The 3,274-nt window shown below is 76.8% G+C and carries 3 protein-coding genes and 1 pseudogene; 3 read left to right on the top strand and 1 reads right to left on the bottom strand.

Features of this window, described 5'->3' with window-relative positions:
* From ICW40_RS17835 to ICW40_RS17825, 3 genes are all read left to right on the top strand, one after another.
* Positions 1 to 672 (top strand): zinc finger domain-containing protein (locus ICW40_RS17835; protein ID WP_308121897.1); only part of this gene is annotated, 672 nt, incomplete at its 5' end.
* Between the two features lie 49 nt (positions 673 to 721).
* On the top strand, positions 722 to 1,594 hold the full coding sequence (locus tag ICW40_RS17830; RefSeq protein WP_308121896.1) for a GNAT family N-acetyltransferase: 873 nt from the start codon (positions 722 to 724) through the stop codon (positions 1,592 to 1,594).
* A 5-nt stretch (positions 1,595 to 1,599) separates the two neighbouring features.
* Complete coding sequence (locus tag ICW40_RS17825) at positions 1,600 to 2,559, top strand: LLM class F420-dependent oxidoreductase (RefSeq protein WP_221655347.1); 960 nt, start codon at positions 1,600 to 1,602, stop codon at positions 2,557 to 2,559.
* Here ICW40_RS17825 and ICW40_RS17820 read toward each other — a convergent pair.
* Positions 2,525 to 3,274: pseudogene (locus tag ICW40_RS17820) on the bottom strand (glycosyltransferase 87 family protein); the annotation flags it as partial. The gene ICW40_RS17825 and the pseudogene ICW40_RS17820 overlap by 35 nt on opposite strands.

The following is a 3,274-nucleotide window of genomic DNA, read 5'->3' as shown; positions in this document are numbered from 1 at the left end:
GTGCGCATGGGCGAGGGCGAACGCGCGCTGCCGGCCGCCGGCTCGCGCGGCCGCGACGTGGTCGAGGAGCCCGAGGAGCACGCGCTCGACGAGCCCGACCTGCCGTTCCCGCCCGCACCCGTCGGCCAGGTGCGGGTGCGGCTGGCCGGCGCGGACACGGTCGCCGACCTGCGCGGCGCGATCACGTGCGAGGTCCTCACGCCCGACGACGTCGTCGGCATCGTCGCGAAGGCCGGTCCGGACCCGCGCGTCGACGCGTGGCCGGACCCGCGGGCCGTCGTCGTGCAGCGCGTCCGGCGACGCAAGGTCGCCGTCGGACAGCTGCTCATGGACCAGGCCGTGGTGAGCGGGATCGGCAACATCTACCGCGCCGAGCTGCTGTTCCGCGCTCAGCTCGAGCCGCACACGCCGGGCGCGAGCGTTCCCGAGGAGGTCGTCGCGGGCCTGTGGGACGACTGGGTCGGGCTGCTCGACGACGGCGTCCGCGTGGGCGCGATGCTCACCCGCGAGGACCTCGACGAGCCCGGCCGGGCCGCGGCGCTCGCCGACCCGGCGCTCCGCCATGCGGTCTACGGGCGCGCGGGCGAGCCGTGCCTGCGCTGCGGCGCGACCGTGCTCCGCGAGGAGATGGCCGGCCGCACGCTCTACTGGTGCCCGGGCTGCCAGGTGTAAGTCCTCGCGACGCGTCCGGGACCCGGTGTTGGATCGCGGTGTGCCGACCGTGCTGAGCGTGCCCCGGGCCGACGAGCTCGCCGAGCTCCTGCGCGTGCTGCGCACCTGGCAGCGCGAGGGCGGGCCCGTGCAGCTGCACCCGGGCGACGTCGGGTGGTTCTGGCGGTTCGGCGCCGACGCGACCGCGGCCGCCGTGCGCACGTGGAGCCGCGACGGGGTGGTCCTCGCCGTCGGCCTGCGCGACGGGGACCGGCTGCTCCGGCTCGCCGTCGCACCGGGCGCCGAGGACGACGACGAGCTCGCGCGGCAGGTCGCCGACGACGTCGCGCACGCCGAGCGCGGCGTGCTCCCGGCGGGCGCCGTCGACGTCGAGGCGCGGTCCGGCGGGGCGCTCGTCGAGCGGCTGCGCGAGGCGGGATGGACGGACGGCGAGGCGTGGACGCCGCTCGTCCGCGGTCTGACGGAGCCGGTCGAGCCGGCCGGCGTGGACGTCGAGACGGTCGGAGCCGACGGCGCTCCGCTCTGGGCCGCCGTCCAGGGTGCCGCCTTCGGCAGGCCGACCCCTGCGGTCGAGCGGTGGCACGCCATGGCCGCCGGTCCGGCGTTCGCCGACGCGCGCTGCCTGCTCGCGCGCGACGCCGACGGCACCGCGGTCGCGGTCGCGGTCGTGTGGTCCGCGGGCGCCGGCCGCCCGGGCGTCCTCGAGCCGATGGGCGTCCACCCGGACCACCGCGGGCACGGCTACGGCACGGCGATCACGGTCGCCGCGGCCGCGCACCTGCGCGCGCTGGGGGCGTCCAGCGCGGCCGTGTGCACCCCGAGCGCGAACGGCGCCGGCGTCGCGACCTACCGTGCGGCGGGCTTCCGCGAGCTCCCGGCCGTGCGGGACGTGCACCGCGCCGTACCCGGGCTGGCAGGGTAGGACGCATGGATCTGCGCATCTTCACCGAACCCCAGCAGGGGGCCTCGTACGACGACCTGCTCGCCGTCGCCCAGGCCACCGAGCGCCTCGGCTTCGACGCCTTCTTCCGCTCCGACCACTACCTCGTCATGGGCGACGGCGACGGCCTGCCCGGTCCCACGGACGCGTGGACCACGCTCGCCGGCCTCGCGCGCGAGACCAGCACCATCCGGCTCGGGACGCTCGTCTCGTCCGCGACCTTCCGCCACCCCGGCGTGCTCGCCATCCAGGTCGCGCAGGTCGACCAGATGTCCGGCGGCCGCGTCGAGCTCGGCCTCGGTGCCGGCTGGTTCGCCGAGGAGCACGCCGCGTACGGCATCCCGTTCCCCGAGAAGCGCTTCGGCCTGCTCACCGAGCAGCTCGCGGTCGTCACCGGGCTGTGGCGCACGCCGGTCGGCGATCGCTTCACGCACGAGGGGAAGCACTACACGCTCACGGACTCGCCGGCGCTGCCGAAGCCCGCGCAGGGCGTGGCGCTCCGTGACGGTCGCCGCGTCGAGGGCGCAGGCGTCCCGGTGATCGTGGGCGGCAAGGGCCCGCGGCGCACCCCCGCGCTCGCCGCACGGTTCGCGTCCGAGTTCAACGCGTCCTTCCCCGAGCTCGACGACATCCCCGCGATGTTCGGCCGCGTCCGCGCGGCGTGCGAGGAGATCGGACGCCGTCACGACGACCTCGTGTACTCCGTCGCCCTCGTCGCGTGCGTCGGTGCCGACGAGGCGGAGGTCTCGCGCCGGGCCGCCGCGATCGGCCGCGAGCCGGCGGAGCTGCGTGAGCACGGCGTCGCGGGCACCGTCGCCGAGGTCGTCGACCGCCTCGGGCGGCTGGCCGAGCAGGGCGTCGAGCGCGTCTACCTGCAGGTGCTCGACCTGGCAGACCTCGACCACCTCGAGCTCATCGCGCAGGAGGTCGCCCCGCACGCCCGCTGACGGCGCGCCCGAACCCCCACGCGGCGCAGCCGAGCACGGCGAGCAGCAGCGCGTTGCGTGCGTCGAGGACGAGAGCCAGCAGGTCGTCGCCCTCGAGCAGCCGGATGTAGCCCCACGGGAAGACCGCCTGCGTGAGGCCTGCCGCGACGGCCGTGAGCGCGGCCGCGACCGCCCACCACGTGGGGCGCCGCGGCCGCGCCACGTGACGCGCGGTCGCGAGGAGCGCCGCGACCGGCGGCGCGAACCACGTGAGGAACTGCGGCGACCCGACCTTGTTCGTGACGACGAGCACGACGACGAGCAGCAGCGACGCGGGCAGGACGGCGGCCGGCGCCGTCCCGCGTGAGCGTGCGACGAGCAGGAGCGCGGCGATCACCGCGACGGCCACGGGCAGCGCGACGTCGAGCACCTCCGCGGCGCGCGCGGTGCCGGGGCCGACGACCTCGTACGTCACGAGCTGCTCGTTGAGCCGCACGACGACGTCGGGCCGGTGCAGCGCACCGAGGAGCGACGCGGTGACGGACTCGACCTGGAGGCCGCGGTCGCCCTGCGTCGTCAGGAAGCCCAGCACACGGGGTAGGCCGCCGCCGAGCGCGACCGCCCCGACGACGACCGTGCACACGGCCGCGGCCGGGGCGACGACGTCGCGCAGCGGACGGCGGGCGGCCGCCGCGAGCGGCAGCACGAGTGCGCCCGGCGCCACCTTGATCCACGC

This window comes from Actinotalea ferrariae (assembly GCF_019733465.1).
Classification (GTDB): Bacteria; Actinomycetota; Actinomycetes; order Actinomycetales; family Cellulomonadaceae; genus Actinotalea; species Actinotalea ferrariae_A.
The sequence above is the reverse complement of the archived record's forward strand: the minus strand, read 5'-3'. Positions and strand labels throughout refer to the sequence as shown.